The following is a 21,592-nucleotide window of genomic DNA, read 5'->3' as shown; positions in this document are numbered from 1 at the left end:
GATCGGCGGACCGGCGCCCATGGCTGACTGGGCGACCATCTCCTCGCTGGCGACCGCCGGCGGCACGCTGGTGCTGGCCGTCGCCTCGTTCGCCTCGATCCGCTCAGCGGACCGCGCCGCGCTCTCCGCCGAGCGCGCCGTCCAGGCCTCGCTGCGCCCGGTGCTGATCTCCTCGCGGGTGGACGACCCGGTCCAGAAGCTGATCTGGATGGACGGCCACTGGACGCGCCTGACCGGCAGCGCCGGGTACGTCCGGGTCGAGGACGGCCGGCTCTACCTCGCCGCCTCGGTGCGCAACGTCGGCGCGGGCCTCGGCGTGATCCACGGCTGGCGGTTCGCCGAGGACGCCACCTACGCCGACCGCCGGCCGGCCTCCCCGGAGTCGTTCCGCCGCCAGTCCCGCGACCTGTACGTCGCCCCCGGGGACATCGGCTTCTGGCACGCGGCGATCCGCGACCCGGCCGACCCCGACCACGCACCGATGATCCAGCGCATGAAGAACCGCGAGCGGATCAACATCGACCTGCTCTACGGGGACCACGAGGGCGGCCAGCGCACCATCAGCCGCTTCGCGATGATCCCGCGCGGTGACGACGACCAGGCCTGGTTCTGCCAGGTCGTCCGCCACTGGAACCTCGACCGGCCCGACCCGCGCTAGCTAACCCTTCATGATCACGTTCTCCAGCGGCTCGCCCTTGGCGAAGCGGGTCAGCTGGGCTCCGATCAGGCGCTTCGCGCGCGGCAGGAACGCCGAGCTGCTGCCGCCGACGTGCGGGCTGATCAGCAGCCCGGGCGCGTGCCAGAGCGGGTGGCCGGCCGGCAGCGGCTCGGGGTCGGTGACGTCCAGCGCCGCCCGCAGCCGCCCGGACGTCAGCTCGGCCAGCAGCGCGCCGGTGTCGACCACCGGGCCGCGCGCCACGTTCACCAGCAGGGCGCCGTCGGGCATCGCGGCCAGGAAGGCGGTGTCCACCAGGCCCCGGGTGGCGTCCGACAGCGGCACCGCCAGGATCACCACGTCGGCGCGCGGGAGCAGCGCGGGCAGCTCGTCGAGCGCCAGCACCGGCCCGTGCGGTGCGCTGCGCGCCGACCTGGCCACCCGCAGCACCTCGCACTCGAAGGGCCGCAGCCGCTCCTCGATCGCCGCGCCGACCGCGCCGTAGCCCACGATCAGCACCGTCCGGTCGGCCAGCGCCGGGTAGAAGCCGACCCGCCACTGCTCGGCGTCCTGGCCTCGGACGAAGCCGGGGATGTCACGCAGCGCCGCCAGCGCGAGGGTGACGGCGAGCTCGGCGGTGGAGGCGTCGTGCACGCCGCGGGCGTTGCAGAGCGTCACGCCGGCCGGGATGTGCGGGAGGATGTCGTCCACCCCGGCGGTCTGCGTCTGCACCACCCGCAGCCGGGGCATGGCGGGCAGCAGCGGCAGCACCGAGCCCGGGTGCAGATAGGTGTAGGGGACGACCAGGACGTCGGTGCGGGCCAGCAGCTCGGCCGGCGGCGGTCCGGGGCGGCCGTCGCAGGAGGCGTTGTCGAACAGGTGCACCTCCAGGTCGGCGGGCAGCCCGGGGATCGACTCGGCGGGGTAGGGCAGCAGGACGACGGGTGCGGTGGCAGCGGTCATGGTCCGCAATCTACCGAGCCGGCGGCCGGTGCCGTTTGGCCTCCCGCTGAGCACTCCGTACGATTCATCGAGTAATCGGGTGGGATCAGCGGATGAAGGAAGCAGCGAAGGCATGACGACGGCAGAGGAGATGCAGGACATCACGGAGACCGAGTTCGGGCCGGGGATCGACCCGGAGCGCCTGCAGTTCTGCCTCGACGTACTCGCCGAGCTGGACGAGCTGGACGTCGACCACCCGGACGCGATCACCGTGCGCCGCGCCGTCGCCGGCATCTTCCGCACCGTGAAGCAGCGCCGCCGCCAGGAGACCCGCGCCGCCAAGTCGGCCAACGACCGCGCCGTGACGGCCGCCACCGCGACCGGTGCGCCCGGCCGGATCGACGACGAGACCGCGGGCGTGTTCGGGCTCTCCACCCCGACCACCACCGAGATCGCCGGCATCCTGCAGCGCCCGCGCTCCTGCTACACCTGCAAGACCCGCTACATCGAGGTGGACGCCTTCTACCACCAGCTCTGCCCGCCGTGCGCCAAGGAGAACCGCTCGCGCCGCGACGCCCGGGCCGACCTGAGCGGCCGCCGCGCGCTGCTCACCGGTGGCCGGGCGAAGATCGGCATGTACATCGCGCTGCGGCTGCTGCGCGACGGCGCGCACACCACCATCACCACGCGCTTCCCCAACGACGCGATCCGCCGCTTCAAGGAGATGCCCGACAGCGCGGACTGGCTGCACCGGCTGAAGATCGTCGGGATCGACCTGCGCGACCCCGCCCAGGTCATCGCGCTGGCGGACTCGGTGGCAGCCGAGGGCCCGCTCGACATCCTGATCAACAACGCGGCGCAGACCGTGCGCCGCTCCCCGCGCGCCTACGCGGAGCTGGTGGCGGCGGAGTCCGCGCCGCTGCCCGCCGGGGAGCTGCCGGCCTCCGAGGTGATCGGCCACTTCGGCAGCGGCGCCGTCGAGCGCCCGGCCCTGCCCGGCCAGGCGGACGGCGCGCACGACGGCCTCACCGCCCAGCAGGTCACCTCGCTCGCGCTGGTCACCGGCTCGGCCTCGCCGGCCCGGATCGAGGCCGGCACCGCGATCGACGCCGGCGGCCTGGTCCCCGACCTGGACGCCACCAACACCTGGGTGCAGACGGTCGACGAGGTCGACCCGATCGAGCTGCTCGAAGTGCAGCTGTGCAACATGACCGCGCCGTTCCTGCTGGTCAGCCGCCTGCGCCAGAGCATGGCGGCGGCCAAGGCGCACCGCAAGTACGTGGTGAACGTCTCCGCGATGGAGGGCCAGTTCAGCCGCGGCTACAAGGGCGCCGGGCACCCGCACACCAACATGGCCAAGGCCGCGCTGAACATGCTGACCCGCACCAGCGCCAAGGAGATGCTGGAGACCGACCGCATCCTGATGACCGCGGTGGACACCGGCTGGATCACCGACGAGCGCCCGCACCCGGACAAGATGCGGCTGGCCGCCGAGGGCTTCCACGCGCCGCTGGACCTGGTGGACGGTGCCGCCCGGGTGTACGACCCGATCGTGCGCGGTGAGCTCGGGGAGGACATCTACGGGTGCTTCCTCAAGGACTACGCGCCCTCCCCCTGGTGACCACCGGGCCCAAGCCGCCGCTGATCGGGGTCGGCGTGATCGTGCCGGCCCCGGACGGGCGGGTGCTGCTCGGGCGCCGGATCACGGCCGGCGAGCAGCCCAGCTGGGGCCTGCCGGGCGGCAAGGTCGACCACGGCGGCGAGTCCTTCGAGCAGGCCGCCGCCCGGGAGCTGGCCGAGGAGACCGGGATCGTGCTGCCCTCGAGGCGGATGCGGGTCCTCGGCGTGCTGCTCGACCACCTCGACGGCCGGGCCCGACTGACCGCCGCCGTGCTCGCGCCGGTCTGCGGCGCGCCCGCGCTGGTCACCGAACCGCACGCCTGCGGCGGCTGGGACCGCTTCGCGCCCGACGCGCTGCCGCAGCCGCTGTTCGCGCCGTCCGGGTGGGTGCTGTCGCGCTGGCGGCCCGGGCTGGTAACGCTGCCGCCGGAGGTCTTCGGGTACCCGGTCGGCGGCCAGGCCGAGTCCGACTCCTGACTCCCGACTCCTGACTCCCTGATCCTGACGGAGAGTCAACTCCGCATCGCCCCGGCCGATCTGCCGGGGCGATCCCTCACCTTCACAACAGTGCAGGTCAGAGCCGCAGCGGCGGCAGTTTTCCGTCAGCGCCTGACAGTTCGGCGCGGCTAAATGATCACGACTCCTGACCCAGTGTGATCACTTTCGGATCACCGTCTACTGACTGGTAGCTGGATAGTTCCGAGAGGTACCTGAAGGTGGCGAGGGGTCAAAAGCCCACGAGGGCCCCACATGCGGACATCTGCCCTGAGTCGATCACAACGGGACCGTGCGGCTCGCGTGAACACCCCGTGAACACCCCGCCTGACCAGCGCTTTTTGCCCTCCGTGGGGACATGGACACCGCAGGTGACGACCCGGTAGGAACTGCTTGATCACCGGGCGATCCGACGCCCGGTCGCCTCGGAGGTACTCCTGGTGAAACACCGAACAGGGAGTTCGCAGCTGCGGACCCTTGCGGGAGCAGTCGCCCTGCTCATGGCGGTCGAGGCCGCCGTCACGGTCTCGGCCACCGGGCAGGCGGTCGCCGCCCAGCCCGCCAAGCGGCCGGCCGCGACAGCGGCCCCGACCCCGGCCAAGACCCCGTCCGGGCCGCTCTCGGCCGCCGACCTGCCGTCGGCGATCGCGACCGCGCGGCTGCGCAAGGCCAAGGTCGAGGTCCTGAGCCAGCGCAGCGCGCAGTCCACCACCTGGGCCAACCCGGACGGCACGCTGACCACGCAGGCCTACGCCGCGCCGATCCGCTTCCAGCAGGGCAGCGGCTGGAGCGACATCGACACCACCCTGCAGACCGCCTCCGACGGCTCGGTCGCGCCCAAGGCGCACCCGTCCGGCCTGAAGCTGGCCGGCGGCGGAAACGGTGCGCTCGCGAGCGAGGGCACCGGCGACCACAACGTCGCGGTGGGCTGGCAGGGCACCCTCCCCAAGCCGTCGCTGCACGGCGACACCGCGACGTACGCCAACGTCACGCCAGGCGCGGACCTGACGATGCAGGCCACCCGGACCGGCTTCGAGGAGAACGTCGTCCTCAGGAGCCGTCCTGCGGCGGGCTACTCCTTCACCGTCCCGATCTCGGCCAAGGGCCTGACGGCCAAGCAGGCCGCCGACGGCTCGGTGACCTTCACCGACGCCAAGGGCCAGCCGGCCGGCAGCATCCCGGCACCGCTGATGTGGGACTCGGCGGTCGACGCCAAGTCGCTGGAGCACCTGCACCAGGCGCCGGTGAAGATGGCCATGGTCCAGACCGGTGACACCGTGAACCTCACGCTCACCCCGGACGCGGCCTTCCTGACGGATCCGAAGACCCAGTACCCGGTCACCGTCGACCCGTCCACCAGCCTGTCCACGGTGCTCGACACCTTCGCCCAGATCAGCTACACCACCCCGCAGTACGCCTCGACCGACCTCAAGCTGGGCACCTACAACGGCGGCGGCGACGTGGCGCGGTCGTTCCTGCAGTTCCCGGTGCAGCAGCTGGACAACACCAAGATCCTCTCCTCCTCGCTCAACCTGTACGAGTACTGGTCCTCCAACTGCACCCAGAACTCCTGGGAGTTGTGGCAGACCAACGCCGCGAGCACGGCGACGGTGTGGACCAACCAGCCCTCCTGGACCACGAAGTACGCCACCACCACGCAGACCGCGGGCTACCCGTCCTCCTGCGGCGGCTCGATAGCCCCCGGCTGGGTGTCGATCGACCCGTCGACCTTCCTGCAGTACGCGGGTGACCACGGGTACAACTACGCCAACATCGGCCTGAAGGCGACCAACGAGAGCGACTCCAACAGCTGGAAGCGCTTCTACTCGGCCAACAACGGCACCGACGTCCCGTACCTGTCGGTGAACTACGCCTCGTACCCGATGGCCTCCACGCCGAACGTCGCTCCGGGCGTCTCGGCCACCACCGGCTCGACCACCACGCTCTACAGCAACACCACCACCCCGCAGCTCCAGGCGAACGTCACGGACGCCGACGGCGGCAACGTGATGGCGCAGTGGAACGTCTACGACACCACGAGCGGCGGCAACACCGAGGTCATCGCCAACCTGAACGGTGCCTGGACCGCCTCCGGCGGCATCTCCAGCGCCACCGTCCCGGCCGGCAAGCTGGTCAACGGCCACACCTACACGGCCTGGCCGTGGGGCTACAGCGGCTCGCTGTGGGCGCGCCAGACCGTCCCCAACGGCCTGGTCTTCACGGTCGACACCACCCTGCCCGGCACCTCGACCGTCTCCTCGACGGACTACCCCGCGGGTGCCTGGGCCAAGGGCGCCGGGCAGTCGGGCAACTTCACCCTCACCCCGCCGACCGGCGGCACCGACACCGCCGCCGTCGTGTGGCAGCTGGACGCCGGTGTGCAGACCTCCGTGCCCACCACGGGCAGCGCGGTCGTCGTGAGCGCCACCCCGGCCACCGACGGCCCGCACACGCTGACCGTCACCACCCGGGACCTGGCCGGCAACCTGTCGGCGCCGACGGTCTACTCCTTCGACGCGGGCAGCGGCGCGGTGACCTCGCCGATTTCCGGCGCCCGCACCGACCGGCGGCTGACGCTGACCTCGGCCGCCTCGTCCTCGACCTGGCAGTCCGTCAAGTTCCAGTACCGCCGCTCCGCCAGCGACAGCTGGAGCGACATCCCGCCCGCCAACGTGACCTCCGGCGGCAACACGCTGTCCGCCTGGCCGGTCGCCGTCACCAACGAGGTCTCCGCGCCGCTGGTCTGGGACGCCGCCACCACCCTGGGCGACGACGGCTCGCTGCAACTGCGGGCCGAGTTCACGGACACCTCCTCGGGGACCCACGACTCCTCGGCCGTCTCCGCGACGCTCGACCGGGTCGCCTCGCAGAGTTCCACCTCACAGGTGGGCCCGGGTTCGCTCAACCTGTCCACGGGTGACCTCACGCTCTCCGCCACCGACGCCTCCGCGTTCGGCATGTCGATCGGCCGGACGGCGGACTCCCGCACCCCGCAGGGCACCACGCCGGCCGGCCAGGTCTCCGCGTTCGGCCCCGGCTGGTCGCTGACCGGTGCCTCGCTCACCGCGCTGACGGACTACACCGAGATCCGGCCGGTGACCTCCACCGCGGTCTCGCTGGTCGAGGGGGCCGGCGCGCAGGTGTCGTTCACCGAGAACGCCGACGGCTCGTGGAGCCCCGAGCCGGGAGCCGGCTCGTTCACCCTGAGCTACAACAGCTCGGCGGACGCCTACACGCTCACCGACAACGCGGGCACCGTCACCGTCTTCACCAGGTCGAGCACCACGGCCGGTGTCTGGGCCGTCAGTTCGACCAGCCCGGGCGGCACCGGCACCGCGGTGCGCTACCGCTTCGACTCGGTGACCACCGGTGGCACCACCACCATGCGGCTGGCCCGGATCGCGGCGCCCACCTCGGCCATCTCCGACCTGGCCGGCTCCTGCCTGACCCCGGCCACGCCGGCGGTCGGCTGCCGGGTGCTGGAGCTCGACTACGCCACCGCGACCACCGCCACCGGCACCACCAGCGGCACGTTCGGCGACTACACCGGACAGGGTTCGACGGTCGCGCTCTGGGCCACCGATCCGTCCCTGGGTACGGAGACCTCCACCGCGGTCGCCCGCTACGCCTACGACTCCACCGGCCTGCTGCGCCAGGAGTGGGACCCGCGGATCAGCCCGACCCTCCCGGTCACCTACGGGTACGACACGGCGGGACACATCACCGGCCTGACGCCGGCCGGCCAGCTCCCCTGGACGCTGACCTACGGCACCGCCGGCACCTCCGGCGACACCAACACCGGACGCCTGCTGAGCGCCTCGCGCCCGACGCTGACGCCGGGTTCGGCGAGCCAGACCAACGGCACCGCCACGACCACCGTGGTCTACGACGTGCCGCTGACCACCGCCGCCGGCGGTCCCAACGCCATGGGCAGCACCGACGTGGCAGGCTGGAACCAGTCCGACGCCCCCACCGACGCCACGGCCGTCTTCCCGGCGGACCAGGTGCCGAGCTCCAACACCGGTACCGGCAACCTGGGTTCGGGGTCCTACACGCGGGCCACCGTGCACTACCTGGACGCCGGCGGTCGGGAGTCCGACACGGCCACCCCTGGTGGGCACATCAGCACCACCTACATCGACAGTGTCGGACGCACGGTCGGCCAGCTGACCGCCGCCAACCGTGAACTCGCGCTCGCGCCGAGCACGACCAACGAGCTCAACGTGCTCGGCCTGGCCGCCATGACCACGGCCCAGCGCGCGGCCCTGCTGTCCACCGAGAAGGTCTACGACAGCACCGACCAGAAGGTGACCGACGTCTACGGTCCGCTGCACGAGGTGACCCTGGGGCATGCCCTGGCCGCCTCCGGGACCAGTGCCGCGCTGGCGGCCGGCGCCGTGGTCGCCGCCCGCACCCACACCCACAACACCTACGACGAGGGCCGGCCCACCGACGGCTCGGCGACCATCGCCGACGCGGTGACCACCGCCGTGACCGGCAGCGCGATCGCCGGCTACAGCACCGACGCCGACACCCAGACCACCACGACCGGCTACGACTGGGTGCTCGGACAGGCCGTCAAGACCACCACCGACCCGGCCGGCCTGGCCATCATCACCACCACCGGCTACAACGCGGCCGGCAACGTCATCTCCAACGCGCAGCCGGCGTCGAACGGTTCGGACGCCGGTACCACCCTGACCAGCTACTACACCGCCACCGGCAGCGCGCCCTGCGGCGGACACCCCGAATGGGCCGACCTGGTCTGCCAGACCTCCCCGGCCGGCGCCATCACCGGCGGCGGAGCCAACCCCTCCCAGCGGGCCACCACCACGACCACCTACAACCTCTACGGATCCCCGGCCACCGTCGCCACCAGCGCCAACGGCGTCACCCGCACCACCACCACGTCCTACGACGCGGCCGGACGGAAGAGCTCGGTCGCCGTCACCGGCGGGATCGGCCAGCCGGTGCAGACCTCGACCACGGCGTACGACGCCGGCACCGGGCTGCCCAGCACCGTCAGCACGCCGGACGGCGCGAGCATCACGACCGCCTACGACCAGCTCGGTCGCGTCATCTCCTCGACCGACGCGAACAGCAACACCTCCACCGTCCAGTACGACGCGCTGGACCGGCCGACCCAGACCACCGACTCGGCGCCGTCGACCACCACCTACACCTACGACACCAGCAAGGACCCGCGCGGCCTGGTGACCAGCCAGACCGACTCCAACGCGGGTACCTTCGGCGCCACCTACAACGCCGACGGGAACATCGCGACCGAGAGCCTGCCCGGCTCCACCGCGCTCACGGTGACGACGGACGAGACCGGCCAGGCGACCTCCCGGGTCTACACCGACGGCTCCGGCAACGTGCTCGTCTCCGACCAGGCCGGGTTCACCGGCACCGGGCTGGAGGTCAGCCGCGCGCTGTCCACCTCCGGCGGCCTGGGCGTCAACGACAACTACGGCTACGACGCCGACAACCGGCTGACCGGTGTCGCCGAGACGGTGATCAGCCACCCCGCCAACAGCGCCGGCATCAGCACCTGCACCAGCCGGCAGTACACCTTCGACAAGAACTCCAACCGGACCGGTCTGACCACCGCCGTCGGCGCGGCCAACGCGGCCTGCCCCACCAGCGGCGGCAGCACGGCGGCGCACAGCTACGACAGCGCCGACCGGCTGGCCGACACCGGCTACACCTACGACGCCCTCGGCCGGGACACCGCTGAGCCGAACGGCATCACCACCTCCTACTACACCAACGACCTGGCCTACCAGCAGACCGCGGGCAGCAACCAGAGCACCTGGCAGCTCGACCCGGCCGGCCGGATCAAGTCCTCCACCAACGCCACCAACACCTCCGGCAGTTGGGTCCAGACCGCGGCCCGGACCGACCACTACGACGGCACCTCGGACTCGCCGGCCTGGACCACCGAGGACGCCCAGGGCCACTACACCCGCGACATCAAGGACATCGCCGGGAACCTGAGCACCGTCTACGCCTCCGCCAACGGCGACCTGCTGCTGCAGCTCACCGACCTGCACGGCGACGTCACCATGGAGCTGCCCACCAACGACGCCAACACCCCGGTCGTCGTGATGGCCACCGACGAGTACGGCAACCCGATCGCGGGCACCGGCACCACCCGCTACGGGTGGCTCGGCGGCGACCAGCGCTCCGCCGAGACGCCCACCGGCGACATCCTGATGGGTGCCCGGCTCTACAACCCCGCACTCGGACGCTTCGCCCAGACCGACCCGGTCTTCCAGGGCTCGGCCACCGCGTACGACTACGTCGACCAGAACCCGGTCACCGGACTGGACCTGGCGGGCACCAACGGCCGCAACGGCGGTTGGTGCGGCCAGAACAGCTTCTGGAAGTGGTGCGACATGTACGCGAGCGAGTACCGCACCCGGATGCTCATCGACGGCCTGTACTTCGGCGCCTCCGTGGCGGGTGCGTGCGGCCTGGCGGGGCTCACCTCCATCATCGGCGCCCCGGCGGCCGCGGTGTGCGGCGCGGTGGGCGCGGAAATGGGCATCTCCGCCGCCGGCCTGAGCTGGATCGACGACATCGGCGGGAACAACGGCCTCTACATGGAGGTCGACTTTTTCGCCCACTGGTCCTGGTGGTGGGGCTGGCACCGGACCTGGATCCCGTGCTGGGCGTACATCTGGCACCAGTAGCAGCTGAGTGACCGGCGGGGTGGGGGCCTCCCCCACCCCGCCGGTCCGCCATGACACCCTCACCGGTGAAACCGACCGCGATCATCCAGGTAGCTCGGGACCAGACATGTCACTTCACACCGCCGACCTCATCTGTTACACCGCCGTGTTCGCCCTGGCACTGGCTCTGATCGGCCTCGGGCTGCTCAGCCTGGCCGGAAAGGGCCCGGGGAGGCGCACGCCGCGCAGCAGGGCCGTGCCGCTGCTCCTGCTCGGCTCCGGGACGGCGCTCTGCACCCTCGCCCGCATCCCCGGCAGCGACCGCCTGCTGTGGGACGCCGTCCTCTCGGTGCCCGGGGTGCTGCTCGTCCTCGCGGGCCTCTACCGGCTGTGGCGCACGCGCTGAGCTTTCGCCGAACAGGCGCGGCGCGGCCGATCACCCTACAGTGGCGCTGATATGCCGTTTTCCCCTCCTGCTGCGTGAAGGGCTTGCTTCCGGAGACCGTCCCCCGCTGGAACGAATGGGGCTGGTGGAGATGACGAACGGGCACCGCTGGATGCGCCGGGCCGCCTTCGCGCTGGCACTCGTCGTGGTGCTGGTGGCCGCCGGCGGCACCTGGCTCTTCTTCCACCTGAACGGCGACATCCACCACTCGGCCCTCTACCTCGCGCCCGGCACGCAGAGCCCGGAGGCGAAGAACAGCGCCGGTCAGAGCCCGATGAACATCCTGGTGATCGGCTCGGACACCCGCGACTCCGCCGCCGACTGCGCGATCGGTGGCGACTGCGGGCCCGGCGCCAACGCCGACGTGGAGATGGTCGTCCACCTCTCCGCGGGCCGCACGGACGCGACGATCATGAGCATCCCGCGCGACACCGTGGTGGACGTCCCGAGCTGCACCGACCCCGCCACCGGCCACAGCTACCCCGCGCAGGCGCAGGTGCAGATCAACTCCAGCCTCCAGAACGGCGGTCCCGGCTGCACGGTGGCCGCCGTCCACGCCCTGACCGGCATCCCCATCGACCACTTCATGATGGTCGACTTCGCCGGTGTGGTGAGCATGTCGGACGCCGTCGGCGGGGTCGACGTCTGCGTCGACAACAACGTCTACGACCCGGACTCGCACCTGAAGCTCGCCAAGGGCACCCACACGCTCAAGGGCCTGGCGGCGCTGGAGTTCCTGCGCACCCGCCACGGCTTCGGCGACGGCGGCGACCTGGGCCGCGAGAGCGCGCAGCACGTGTTCCTCTCGGCGCTGCTGCAGAAGGCCAGGAGCGCCGGCACGCTGACCGATCCGGTGGCCCTCTACAAGCTCGCCGACGCGGCGACCAAGGCGCTGACCGTCGACAACGGGCTGGCCGGGGTGACGAACCTGACGTCAGTGGCCAGGCAGCTCTCCGACGTGCCGAGCGCCCGGACCACCTTCATCACCATGCCCAACGTCCCCTACCCGGCCAACGCCAACTGGCTCAGCCCGGCGCCCGACGCGCCGGCCGTGTTCCGGGCGCTGGCCGACGACCAGCCGCTGCCGCAGAGCGCGGGGGCGTCCCCGTCCGCCTCGCCGGCCGCGGCGCAGGGTCAGCCGCAGCTGTACCTCAAGCTGCCGACGGGACGCGGCGCCGCCGCCGCGGGCGTCCGGCCGCAGGACTTCGCCGCCCCCGCAGCCGCGCCCGGCGCCTCGCCGTCAGCAGACACGCATCCGCTCAACGGCGCGGCACCGACCGGCTGCGTGGCCGTCGGGACCGAGGACACCACGGTGTTCGGGACGCCTGTCGCCGCCTACGCCCTCAACCCGCAGATCCCCGACTCCGCACCCTGACCGCGCTCAGCGGGCGCTCGGTCTAAGACGCGGAGTCCGGCACGTTGGGGAACTTGGCGTAGGCCTGGATCGGCGTCATGCCGACGCCGTTGATCTTCTCGGTGTACTCGTGGCTGACCTGGGCACACTTGCTGCCGTCGTCGGCGGTGGCCGAGTTGGCGTCGCTCAGGGCGGCCTGGGTGTTGACGGGCGCCGGTGTCGCTGCGGCGCCGCCTGCGGCGGTGAAGGTGGTGCCGGTGGTCCAGTCGGTGCCGATGGTCAGCGTGATGCCGGAGCCGGCGCCGGGGACGACGGCGGTGGCGGGCAGGCCCAGCGAGGCGGCGACCTCCTGGGCGTCGCCCTCGCGGCCGGCGGTGTAGCCGACGGTGGTCCGGTCGCTGGCCGGCCCCTTGACGTCGGTGCTCCTGGCGCTGTAACCCTGGGCGATCAGCGCCGACTTGATCGCGACGCCGCGCCCGGTGACCTTGCTGCCGTCCTCGATGTGCACGGCGATCTCGCCGATCGGGGCGCCGGACGGCTTCGCCGCAGGCGGCGGCGTGGCGGGGGCGGCCGGATCGCCGGCCGTGGAGGTGGCCTGGGCGGCGGCGCTGGACTTGTCGCCGCTGCCGGTGGTCAGCGACTGGTCGTTGGTGATCGCGTTGAACAGGTTCCTGGCGGCCGGTGAGACCACCACCTTGGCCGCGTCCCTGGGGTCCGGGACGTTCTGCATGGTGGTGAAGGTGATCCGGTCGGCGGGCACCTTGTTGAGGTCGTCCGCCAGACCGACCATCTGGGGGATGCCGCTCAGGGCGTCGTCCACGGTCAGCGCCTTGGTGGCGGCGTCGGCCAGCGAGTACACGGCGGCGGGGTTGCTGAGGGTACCCGCGCTCTTGAGCTGGCGGACCAGCGAGCCGATGAACATGTGCTGGGTGACGGTGCGGCCCAGGTCGCTGCCGTCGCCGAAGGCGTCCCGGGAGCGGACGAACTGCAGGGCGGACATGCCCTTCAGGGTGTGCTCGCCCTTCTTCAGCTTGAGGTGCGAGTTGGCGTCGTAGACGTCGTCGCTGACGCAGACGGGCACGCCGCCCACCGCGTCGGACATCTTCACCACACCGGTGAAGTCGACGGTGATGAAGTGGTCGATCGGGATCCCGCTCAGCTGGTGGACGGCCGCCACCGTGCAGCCCGGGCCGTAGTCCAGGGTGCTGTTGATCTGGCCGTGCGAGACGGGCTTCATCGAGGTGTGGTTCTGTTCGTCGTTGCAGCCCGGCAGTTGGGTCATGGTGTCGCGCGGGATGCTCATCACGGTGGCGTTGCTGCGGTCCGCCGAGACGTGCAGGACCATCTCGACGTCCGCGTTGGCGCCCGAGCCGCAGTCGCCACCGATCTGGCAGTCGGCCGCGTTGTCGCGGGTGTCCGAGCCGATCACCAGGATGTTGAGCGGGGTGCGGCCGAAGGCGTCCGGCTTCTCGTGGCCGGCATCGCCCGAGGTGCCGGCGAACAGCGCGGAGTGGTGGATGTTCCCGCTGAGCGTCTGGTAGACGTACGCGCCGGCGCCGGCGGTGACCAGCACCAGGCCGGCGCTGGTGTAGGCGAGGATCCGCAGCCCCCGCCGCCGGGGTTTCGGACGGCTCCGGCGGGCCTGGGCGCGGCCGCCGCTCTGCTCTCCGGGTATGCCGGTCATCGGCGGACACCTCCCCGGCGCGTCGTCGTGCGGGGCCGGGAGCGGCTGCGGCCCCCGGTGGATTCATGCTGCTCGGACGTGACCGCGCCGTGGCCGATCATGTGCTCCCCCATCCAGAAGGCCGGCCGTTCCCGGCGTTCTCGGCATGCCCGCCGACCGGCGGGCGCCCACTACCGAAGTGTGACGTTTGATCAGCGCGGTTGGTTGCGTTCGTTCGTCGGCGATCCAGGCCTGCCCAGAGTGGAAGAAGTTCACACAGGTTTTACACGCGAACAGGTGTACGCGCGTAGAACGCTTCGCCAGCATGGGGTCATGACAATCAGGGGACTGCGGCTCGGCCGCATGGGAACGGCGCGGCGACCGCGGATCGCGGCGACGCTGGCGGCGGGGGTGCTCGCCGCCGCCGGGCTGGTGGGCGGGAGCGGGGCGGGCACTGCGGTAGCTGCGTCGCACAACTTCCAGCCGCCGAAGATCAAGCACGTGTGGATGATCATGCTGGAGAACAAATCGTACGAAGCCGCGTTCACCGGCCTCAACCAGAACAGCTATCTGTGGAAGACCCTGCCGCAGTACGGGGAGCTGCTGCGGCAGTACTACGGCACCGGGCACTACAGCCTCGACAACTACATCAGCGCGGTCAGCGGCCAGGCGCCCGCGCCCGCGACCCAGGGCGACTGTCCGCAGTACCAGAACGTCTCCCCCGGTACGCCGGCCGCCGACGGCCAGGTGCACGCGGCCTCGGGCTGCGTCTACCCGGACTCGACGTACACCCTCTTCAACCAGCTCGACGACAAGAACGTCAGCTGGAAGGCGTACATGCAGGACATGGGCAACACGCCCGGCCGCGAGGACCCGTACAAGTGCGGCATCCCCGGAGACCCGTCCGGCGCCGGGGTCGTGGACCCGGGCGGTGCGACGGCGGCCGACCAGTACGTGCCCAAGCACAACCCGACGGCCTGGTTCCACTCGCTGATCGACGACCCGCAGGAGTGCGCGCAGGTCGTCCCGCTGGACGGGCGCCCGGCGCAGCCCGGCCACGACGCGATGAGCGGGCTGGCCGAGGACCTGAAGAGCGAGTCCACCACCCCGCAGTTCTCCTGGATCACCCCGGACAACTGCTCGGACGCGCACGACTCCACCTGCAAGGGCGACAACGGCTCCGGCGACCCGAACAACCACCAGGGCGGCCTCTACGCCTCGGACCTGTTCCTGGAGAAGTGGATCCCGCAGATCATGGCCTCGCCCGCCTTCCAGGACGACGGCATGATCGACATCACCTTCGACGAGGCGTTCCCGCCGTACAAGCTGTACGGGAACTCCACCGGCGACTACACCGGGAACACCGACCCCACCCTCAACACCCCGACCGACACCGCGCAGTCCGTGATCGCCTGCTGCAACGAGCTGCCCGGCCCGAACACCAGCCAGCCCGGCGACCAGGCCTTCGGCCAGGACACCACCCCCGGCGGCGGCATCACCGGCTCGCTGCTGATCTCCCGCTACGTCAAGCCCGGCACGATCAGCGACCAGCCGTACAACCACTACTCCTGGCTGCGCAGCATGGAGGACCTCTTCCACGTCACCAAGGGCGGCATCGACGGGCAGGGGCACCTGGGCTACGCGGGCACTCCGGGCCTGCGGCCGTTCGGTCCGGACGTCTACAACAACCCGGGCGGACACGCGGTGGCGCCCGCGCCGCTGGGCAGCAACGGCGTCTACTCCGCCACCACCAAGCAGCCGCAGGACCAACCCGCGCTGCTGGCACCCGACTTCACCGGTGCCACCGCCGTCGACGACAGTCTGAAGGCCGGAGCCGGTAAGTGATCCAGCGCTTCACCGACCGAGGCCGCGCCCAGCACGGGCGCGGCCTCGGCCGCCGCCTCCCTGGTGCCGTTGCTGTGCTGGGTCTTCTCGTCGCCGCGACGAGTGCGTGCTCGTCGGCCGCGCCGGCCCGGCCGGACCTGGGCCGGGTGGCGATCCCGTCCGCCCCGGGGGCGCCGATCGTGCCGACCGCCTCCCCCGGGCACGCCCAGCTGGTCGCGATGGGCGACGCCGTCCATCTCGACCTCGGCGCGCAGCAGGGGCAGATCACCGCGACCGGTCCCGACCTCGCGCTGCCGGCGCCCGCGCCGGGGGCGGCCCCGGCCGCGCAGTCCCAGGGCAGCATCACGGTGACGCTGCGCGTCCCGGCGGGCAGCGAGGTGCTGAGCGGCGACGCGCTGGCGGTCAGCGACGAGCTGGGCCACGCCGTGCAGGTGACCGCCGACGCGGCGTCCGCCACCGCCGGGCCGGGACACGACGCCGTCCTCCACCTGGCCGGGACCTTCGCCGCGGGCCACTCCACGCTGACCTGGAGCAACGCGGGCAAGCCGCTGGCCACCTGGGACTTCGAGGTCGAGCTCGACTGACACAGGCAGTCAGGTGTCCGAGGTACGGTGAAGACCTTCGCGGGGCGGGCCTGCCGCCACGCTCGGCCCGCTGGAGGCACCTCCCTCATGCTGCTGCAGCACCTGGCGTACCTGCCCAGCCCCTCCCGGGGCGTCTGGCACCTGGGGCCGGTACCGATCCGCGCCTACGCGCTCTGCATCATCGCCGGGATCGCCGCCGCGCTGTGGCTGACCCGCAAGCGCTGGTCGGCGCTCGGCGGCAACCCGGACGACATCACCGACATCGCGGTCTGGGCGGTGCCGTTCGGGATCGTCGGCGGGCGGCTCTACCACGTGATCACCGACCCTGAGCTGTACTTCAAGGCCGGTGAGCAGCCGATCAGGGCGCTGTACATCTGGGACGGCGGCCTCGGCATCTGGGGTGCGGTCGCGCTCGGAGCGGTCGGCGCCTGGATCGGCTGCCGCCGCCGGGGCATCCGGCTGGCCGCCTACGCGGACGCCCTCGCCCCCGGCCTGATCCTGGCCCAGGCGATCGGCCGCTGGGGCAACTACTTCAACCAGGAGCTGTACGGCGACCCCACCCACCTGCCCTGGGGCCTGCTCATCGACCCGGCGCACCGGCCGGCGGCCACCCCGGACATCGCCACCTACCAGCCGACCTTCCTGTACGAGTCGCTCTGGGACCTGGGCGTGGTCGCCCTGCTGCTGTGGGCGGACCGGCGGTTCAGCATGCACTCCGGGCGGCTGTTCGCACTGTACGTCGCCGCCTACACCGCCGGGCGCGGCTGGATCGAGGCCCTGCGCGACGACCACGCCAACCACATCCTGGGGCTGCGCCTCAACGACTGGACCTCGCTGCTCCTCTTCCTGGTCGCCGTCGGCTACCTACTGGCCACCCGCAACCGCCCCGCCCCGGCAAGCACCCTCGGTGAGCGTGACGGGACTGCGTGAGCCGCGGTGCAGCAGGGCGAGCAGCGGTCCGGTCAGCGTGGTGGTGATCAGGGCCATCAGCACCAGGACGGTGTAGAGGTGGCGGCCGATCAGGCCGGCGCTCCAGCCCGCGTTCAGGGCGATCAGCTCGGTCAGGCCCCGGGTGTTCAGCAGCGTCCCGACGATCAGCGCGTCGCGCCGGGCCAGTCCGCCCAGCCGCGCCGCCAGCGCCGCGCCGCCGACCTTCCCGGCCGTCCCGAGCAGCACCACGACGGCGAGCACCAGCCAGTCCTCGGCGTCCAGTTGGCCGATCCGCACGGACAGTCCGGTGACCACGAAGAAGAGCGGCAGCAGGACGGCCCCGGCCTGCTCCACGGAGTGCTGGAGATGCCGGTCGCGGGAGCCGTCGGCATGGCGGGGCATCAGGAGCCCGACCGCCAGGGCGCCGAAGACGACGTGGAGTCCGAGCTCCGCGGTGCACCAGGCGGAGACCGCCAGCACCGCGACGACCACCGGAGCCCGGTCGTGCCCGGCCGACCAGGCCCAGCGCATCCAGCGGCGCAGGGCCGGCCGGACCAGCAGCGCCAGCACCAGTAGGTAGCAGGCGAACCCGGCCACCACGGCGGCGGGTTGGCGTCCGGTGCCGGCGGCCGCGATCGCGACGGCGAGCAGCAGCCAGCCGATCGCGTCGATCACCCCGGCGGCGGTCATCGCCAGCACGGCGGGGACGCTCGTCGTGAGCCCGCGCTCCCGGATGATGCCGGCCAGCACCGGGACCGCCGTGATGGACAGCGCCACGGCCACGAAGAGGATCGAGGGCCCGGACCGGACACCGGCGGCGGCGCCGAGCAGGTCGGCTCCGGACAGCGCCCACCCCAACAGCCCACCCAGCACGAGCGGGAGCAGCAGACTGCCCGCCGAGACCAGCAGGACGCCGCGCTGGCGGCTGCGCAGCACGCGCAGGTCGAGCTCGTAGCCGACCGAGAACAGGAAGAGTACGAGGCCCAGTTGGGCCAGGACGGTGAGGAACGGCAGGACCTCGGCGGGGAACAGCAGCTGCGTCACCCGGGCCGGCAGCAGACCGAGCGCCGTGCCGATCAGCAACTGCCCCACCACGAGGGGCTGTCCGAGCCTTCGGCAGACCGGAGCGGCCAGCGCGGTCAGCGCGGTGATCGCTCCGGTGCCGAGGATCGCCTGCGCCGCCAGGTGCTCGGTGTTCACCGCACGCCCCTCCCGTTCGTCAGTGCCCTTCAGCGCCCTTCGGCTGGTACCAGATATGCCGCGACGCTGCGCAACTTCTCGCAGGTCTCCTCCAGTTCACGCGCCGGGACGGACTGCGCCACGATCCCGGCACCCGCCCGCAGCCACGCCCGTCCAGCCTGCTCGAACACGGCGCGCAGCACCAGGGCGGCATCGAGCACGCCGGAGGCGTCGACGGCCAGCACCGCGCCCCCGTACATCTCGCGTGCCACCTGTTCGTGCTGCCGAACGGCTGCGACGGCGGCCGGCTTGGGCACGCCGGTCGCGGTGATCGCGGGGAAGAGTGCGGCGAACGCGTCCCAGCGGTCCAGGCCCGGCGCGAGTCGGCCGGAGAGCTGCGAGGCGAGGTGCTGCACGCTGCCGCGCTCCTTGACGACCATGAACTCGTCCACCGTGACGCTCTCCGCCGAGCACACGGCGCCGAGTTCGTCGCGGGCGGCCTCCACGGAGATCCGGTGCTCGTGGATCTCCTTGGCGTCGCCCAGCAGTTCGGCGCGCAGCCGCCGGTTCTCGGCGGCGGAGTCGGTGCGGGCCCGGGTGCCCGCCAGCGGCTGGGTCCGGACCAGGCCGTCGGCGGAGACGGTGACGACCAGCTCCGGGCTGAAGCCGGCCGCCCGCAGGCCGTCCATGCCGAGCAGGAAGGACCGGGCCGGGGTGTTGTGGCGCCGACCGAGTACGAAGGTGTCGACCAGGTCGATCGGGCCGGGCAGCGGGACGACCCTGCTGAGCACGACCTTGTCGAAGGCGCCCGCGGCGATGTCGGCCACCGCCTCGGCCACCAGTTTGCGGTACTGCCCGCCGTCGGCCGCCAGGTCGAGGCCGGGCAGCCCGCCCGCCCGGACGTGCTCGGCGGGCACCTCGGACTCGGCGGGCACCTCGGACTCGGCGGGCGCCTCGGACTCGGCGGGCGCCTCGGCGAGTAGCGCGGCGAGCCGGGCCTGCGCGTCCTCCGCGGAGGTGCGCAGCAGCGCGCGGCCGGCCGTGATCCGCACCTCGTCCCTGGGAACGACCAGGTGCAGCAAAGGAGTCGAGGCACTGCCCGGGTGCCCGCCGGCCAGCGCGGCGGCGAGCTCGAAGGCCGCCCAGCCGCAGGCGCGCCAGCCCTCCACCGGCAGTTCGTCCAGCAGGGCGGCCACCACGCGCAACGGATTCCCCTGCCAGGCGACGCTGCGCCGGTCCGTCCCGCAGGCGTAGTGGACGTGCTGCCGGTCCACCCGGATCTCCGCCAGCACCCCGAGACCGACGTACCACGTGTCGCCCTGCTCGTAGAGCACGTGCGTCTCGCCGCGGTGGGCCCTGGCCAGTCGCGCGGCCATGAGCAGCGGGTCGTACGGAGCGTCGACCTCGGTCTCCCGGTAGCACTGGCGTGGAGTCATGGTGTCTCTCCCTGGCGGCTCTTCGGATTCAGGTGCGTGCGAGTTCAGGTGCGTGCGAGGCGTTCGGCCCGCAGTCTCGCGGCGATACCGGTCGCGAGTTCGCGCTTGTCGACCTTGCCCGCGCCGGTCCGCGGGAGGGCGGGCACGACTTCGAGCCGGTCGGGCAACTTGTAGGCGGCCAGCCCCCGTTCGCGCAGGAAGGCGGACAGCTCGGGCAGCGTGGGCGCGGTCCCGTGCGGCACCACGTACGCGCAGGACCGCTCGCCGAGCAGCTGGTCCGGCATGCCGACCAGCGCGGCCTGGGCGACCGACGGGTGCGCCGACAGGTGGTCCTCGACCTCGGCGGCCGGCACCTTCTCCCCGCCGCGGTTGATGACGTCCTTGACCCGCCCCTCGACCACCAGGTGGCCGGTCGGGGTGATCCGCACCAGGTCGCCGGTGCGGTAGTAGCCGTCCGCCGTGAAGGCGGTGGCGTTGTACTCGGCTGCCCGGTAGTAGCCGCGGACCGTGTACGGGCCGCGGACCAGCAGTTCGCCGACCTCGCCGGGCGCCACCTCGCGCTCCTCGCCGTCCACCACCCGCAGTTGGTCCGCCGCGGAGAGCGGGCGGCCCTGGGTGGTGAGCACGGTCTCCTCGGGGTCGTCGGGCCGGGTGAAGCAGAGCAGGCCCTCGGCCATGCCGAACACCTGCTGGAGCCGGCAGCCCAGTTCGGGTCCGACCCGGGCGGCCTCGGCCCGGCCCAACCGCGCGCCGCCGACCTGGAGCAGGCGCAGGCTGGAGAGGTCGGCGTCCGTCCAGGCGGCCTCCGCCAGCCAGAGCGTGAGGAGCGGCGGGGTGAGCGCGGAGACCGTCACCCGCTCGCGGGCGATCAGCGGGAACGCCTGGTCGGGCGAGGCGTCCGGAGCCAGCACGACGGTGCCGCCGACGGCCAGAGTGCCCAGCACGCCGGGGCAGCCGAGGGCGAAGTTGTGCGCGGCCGGCAGGGCCGCCAGATAGACGGTGTCCGTGTCGAGCCCGCAGACCGCCGCGCTCTCGCGGATGTTGTAGAGGTAGTCCCGATGCGTGCGGGGAATGAGTTTTGGCGCACCCGTCGTCCCGCCCGACAGGAGGAGCAGGGCCAGGCCCTCCGACCTGGGATCGGGGAATTCCGATTCCGGTCGATAAGAGGGAAGTGCGGAACCGCCTGACGGCAGGAATAGCTCATCGAGATCGCCGTCCGGATGCCCGGCGACGATGACATGGCGCAACCCCGGATTTCCCTCGCGAACGGCCTCCGCCAGGGTGGTGTAGTCGAATCCGGCACAGCTGTCCGGGATGACGTAACCGACCGCCTCCGCCATCTTACACAGATGATCGATCTCGTTTCTCCGATGTCCGGGCAGGGCCAGGACGGGAATCACACCGAGTCGAAAAAGAGAGAAAATAAGAAGTATGAATTCGATACTGTTCGGGAGGTGGACGACCACACGGTCACCGGCGGCCAGCCCCAGGGCGGCCAACCGGCCTGCCAGCCGCCCGACGGCGGCGTCGAGCTCGCGATAGCCGACCCGTCGCTCCGGGGAGACCAGCGCCGTCCGCTCGGGGAGGCGCCGGGCCTGCGCACGCAGGACTGCATCAAGGGTGTCCGCTCTACGTTTCATCCCACTGATCCGAATATTCCCGAGGAGACGTGAGGAGGTGCAAGGCGGGGCGCATCATGCGGTCGTGCACAATCCAACCGCCGTGCCCCGGCGTACTTTAGCGCCATTTCCATTCACCGTCGGACACCGA

Annotated in this window: 14 protein-coding genes; 9 read left to right on the top strand and 5 right to left on the bottom strand. The window is 71.9% G+C overall.

The window, feature by feature from the left end:
* Positions 1-19 precede the first annotated feature (19 nt).
* Positions 20-658 (top strand): hypothetical protein, encoded by a 639-nt coding sequence (locus P3T37_RS03095; RefSeq protein WP_280721822.1) that lies wholly within the window; start codon positions 20-22, stop codon positions 656-658.
* Here P3T37_RS03095 and P3T37_RS03090 read toward each other — a convergent pair whose 3' ends face one another.
* Positions 659-1,618 (bottom strand): 2-hydroxyacid dehydrogenase, encoded by a 960-nt coding sequence (locus tag P3T37_RS03090; RefSeq protein ID WP_280721821.1) that lies wholly within the window; start codon positions 1,616-1,618, stop codon positions 659-661. It lies immediately after the preceding gene.
* A gap of 112 nt (positions 1,619-1,730) precedes the next feature.
* On the opposite strand from P3T37_RS03090, the gene P3T37_RS03085 reads away from it, so the two are divergent.
* The 5 genes from P3T37_RS03085 (at position 1,731) to P3T37_RS03065 (ending at position 12,206) form a co-directional block, all read left to right on the top strand.
* Positions 1,731-3,218, top strand: a complete 1,488-nt coding sequence (locus P3T37_RS03085) for an SDR family oxidoreductase (protein WP_280721820.1) — start codon at positions 1,731-1,733, stop codon at positions 3,216-3,218.
* Positions 3,215-3,694, top strand: a complete 480-nt coding sequence (locus P3T37_RS03080) for an NUDIX domain-containing protein (RefSeq protein ID WP_280721819.1) — start codon at positions 3,215-3,217, stop codon at positions 3,692-3,694. The genes P3T37_RS03085 and P3T37_RS03080 overlap by 4 nt, the downstream gene beginning before the upstream one ends.
* Before the next feature lie 458 nt (positions 3,695-4,152).
* Positions 4,153-10,407: an RHS repeat-associated core domain-containing protein gene (locus P3T37_RS03075; RefSeq protein WP_280721818.1), complete on the top strand. Its 6,255-nt coding sequence runs from the start codon at positions 4,153-4,155 to the stop codon at positions 10,405-10,407.
* A gap of 106 nt (positions 10,408-10,513) precedes the next feature.
* Entirely contained in the window at positions 10,514-10,792 is a 279-nt protein-coding gene (locus P3T37_RS03070; RefSeq protein ID WP_280721817.1) for a hypothetical protein, read from the top strand.
* A 130-nt stretch (positions 10,793-10,922) separates the two neighbouring features.
* Positions 10,923-12,206 (top strand): LCP family protein, encoded by a 1,284-nt coding sequence (locus P3T37_RS03065; protein ID WP_280721816.1) that lies wholly within the window; start codon positions 10,923-10,925, stop codon positions 12,204-12,206.
* A 22-nt stretch (positions 12,207-12,228) separates the two neighbouring features.
* Here the strand turns inward: P3T37_RS03065 and P3T37_RS03060 are convergent, their stop codons facing one another.
* A complete protein-coding gene (locus tag P3T37_RS03060; RefSeq protein WP_280721815.1) occupies positions 12,229-13,869 on the bottom strand; it encodes an LCP family protein in 1,641 nt (546 codons plus the stop codon).
* A 312-nt stretch (positions 13,870-14,181) separates the two neighbouring features.
* Here P3T37_RS03060 and P3T37_RS03055 point away from each other — a divergent pair, with 312 nt between their 5' ends.
* From P3T37_RS03055 to lgt, 3 genes are all read left to right on the top strand, one after another.
* On the top strand, positions 14,182-15,693 hold the full coding sequence (locus P3T37_RS03055) for an alkaline phosphatase family protein (RefSeq protein WP_280721814.1): 1,512 nt from the start codon (positions 14,182-14,184) through the stop codon (positions 15,691-15,693).
* Positions 15,690-16,277: a hypothetical protein gene (locus P3T37_RS03050; protein ID WP_280721813.1), complete on the top strand. Its 588-nt coding sequence runs from the start codon at positions 15,690-15,692 to the stop codon at positions 16,275-16,277. Before P3T37_RS03055 ends, P3T37_RS03050 begins: the two co-directional genes overlap by 4 nt.
* A gap of 87 nt (positions 16,278-16,364) precedes the next feature.
* Complete coding sequence (lgt, locus tag P3T37_RS03045; protein WP_280721812.1) at positions 16,365-17,207, top strand: prolipoprotein diacylglyceryl transferase; 843 nt, start codon at positions 16,365-16,367, stop codon at positions 17,205-17,207.
* Here lgt and P3T37_RS03040 read toward each other — a convergent pair.
* The 3 genes from P3T37_RS03040 to P3T37_RS03030 are packed head-to-tail and all read right to left on the bottom strand — an operon-like array spanning position 17,142 to position 21,462.
* Positions 17,142-18,407, bottom strand: coding sequence for a cation:proton antiporter (locus P3T37_RS03040; RefSeq protein ID WP_280721811.1), 1,266 nt, complete (start codon positions 18,405-18,407; stop codon positions 17,142-17,144). The genes lgt and P3T37_RS03040 overlap by 66 nt on opposite strands.
* 29 nt (positions 18,408-18,436) lie before the next feature.
* A complete protein-coding gene (locus tag P3T37_RS03035; RefSeq protein WP_280721810.1) occupies positions 18,437-19,822 on the bottom strand; it encodes a salicylate synthase in 1,386 nt (461 codons plus the stop codon).
* Between the two features lie 44 nt (positions 19,823-19,866).
* Positions 19,867-21,462: an AMP-binding protein gene (locus tag P3T37_RS03030; protein ID WP_280721809.1), complete on the bottom strand. Its 1,596-nt coding sequence runs from the start codon at positions 21,460-21,462 to the stop codon at positions 19,867-19,869.
* Positions 21,463-21,592: the final 130 nt, after the last annotated feature.

Origin of the sequence: Kitasatospora sp. MAA4, assembly GCF_029893355.1 — a bacterium.
Taxonomy (GTDB): Bacteria; Actinomycetota; Actinomycetes; order Streptomycetales; family Streptomycetaceae; genus Kitasatospora.
This window is presented reverse-complemented; position numbering and strand designations above follow the sequence as displayed.

Bases quoted from the DNA above. Each gene is read 5' to 3' on its own strand.
- P3T37_RS03095 (WP_280721822.1), top strand. From the start codon at position 20: ATGGCTGACTGGGCGACCATCTCCTCGCTGGCGACCGCCGGCGGCACG.
- P3T37_RS03035 (WP_280721810.1), bottom strand. From the start codon at position 19,822: ATGACTCCACGCCAGTGCTACCGGGAGACCGAGGTCGACGCTCCGTAC.
- P3T37_RS03090 (WP_280721821.1), bottom strand. From the start codon at position 1,618: ATGACCGCTGCCACCGCACCCGTCGTCCTGCTGCCCTACCCCGCCGAG.
- P3T37_RS03030 (WP_280721809.1), bottom strand. From the start codon at position 21,462: ATGAAACGTAGAGCGGACACCCTTGATGCAGTCCTGCGTGCGCAGGCC.
- P3T37_RS03060 (WP_280721815.1), bottom strand. From the start codon at position 13,869: ATGACCGGCATACCCGGAGAGCAGAGCGGCGGCCGCGCCCAGGCCCGC.
- lgt (WP_280721812.1), top strand. From the start codon at position 16,365: ATGCTGCTGCAGCACCTGGCGTACCTGCCCAGCCCCTCCCGGGGCGTC.
- P3T37_RS03085 (WP_280721820.1), top strand. From the start codon at position 1,731: ATGACGACGGCAGAGGAGATGCAGGACATCACGGAGACCGAGTTCGGG.
- P3T37_RS03070 (WP_280721817.1), top strand. From the start codon at position 10,514: ATGTCACTTCACACCGCCGACCTCATCTGTTACACCGCCGTGTTCGCC.
- P3T37_RS03055 (WP_280721814.1), top strand. From the start codon at position 14,182: ATGACAATCAGGGGACTGCGGCTCGGCCGCATGGGAACGGCGCGGCGA.
- P3T37_RS03065 (WP_280721816.1), top strand. From the start codon at position 10,923: ATGACGAACGGGCACCGCTGGATGCGCCGGGCCGCCTTCGCGCTGGCA.